Here is an 882-nt window from a genome sequence, read left to right on the forward strand (position 1 = left end):
TCCTGGGCCCGCGGACGGGCCGCGGGCAGGGCGGCGAGGGCTGCGGCGAGGACGCCCGTGGCGACCAGCCTCGTGAGGACCAGCGTCATGGCGTGCGTTTGCCGGCTCCGTTCATCACCGCAGGTCTCATCCAGCATTGCGGCGCACGCGAGGCCTTCACCCGTCGGGATCGCCGCGATGATACGGGTGGCCCGCCAGGATCGTGAGGGCACGGTAGAGCTGCTCGAGCGCCAGCACGCGCACGATGCCGTGAGGCAGCGTCGCGGCACCGAAGGACAGGGTGAGGTCGGCCCGGGCCCGGACGGCGGCATCGAGCCCGTCGGCCCCGCCGATGGCGACCACCAGGGCCGAGCGCATCCAGCGCGCCATCGACGAGCGCGACCGCCGCGCGGACAACCTCAAGCGGGTGCAGGATGCGCTCGCCGCGAGCGTGGGCGCCAAGGCGCAGTTCGAGTCCGAGATCGCCAGCATCGGCGGCGACCGGGCCAAGCTCGACGCGGCGCTCCTCGATGCCGGCCGGCAGTCCCAGGCCACCGAGGACCGGATGAGCCGCCTGGAGGAGCGCCTCAAGACGCTGTCGGGCAGCGAGGCCGCCATCCGCCGCTCGCTCGAGGCCCGCCGCGGGGTGATCGCCGAGATCCTGGCGGCGCTCCAGCGCATGGGCCGGCGCCCGCCGCCGGCGGTGCTGGTCAACCCGGAAGACGTTCTGGCGGTGATCCGCACCTCGATGCTGCTCGGGGCGATCGTGCCCGAGATGCGCGGCGAGGTGGACACGCTGGCCGCCGACCTCGCCGAGCTCGTGCGCCTGCGCGGCCTCATCGCCGCCGACCGGCAGGGCCTGCAGAACGACCTCGCCGGCTGGGCGCGCGAGCAGCAGCGCCT

The 882-nt window shown here is 74.6% G+C and carries 2 pseudogenes; one reads left to right on the forward strand and one right to left on the reverse strand.

Annotation, left to right across the window (positions count from 1 at the left end):
* Positions 1-156 precede the first annotated feature (156 nt).
* Positions 157-345, reverse strand: a pseudogene (locus tag FV223_RS28725) (23S rRNA (pseudouridine(1915)-N(3))-methyltransferase RlmH); the annotation flags it as partial.
* Here FV223_RS28725 and FV223_RS28730 point away from each other — a divergent pair.
* A pseudogene (locus FV223_RS28730) lies at positions 332-882 on the forward strand (hypothetical protein); the annotation flags it as partial. The pseudogenes FV223_RS28725 and FV223_RS28730 sit on opposite strands and share 14 nt — an antisense overlap.

This window comes from Methylobacterium sp. WL116, assembly GCF_008039455.1.
Classification (GTDB): Bacteria; Pseudomonadota; Alphaproteobacteria; order Rhizobiales; family Beijerinckiaceae; genus Methylobacterium.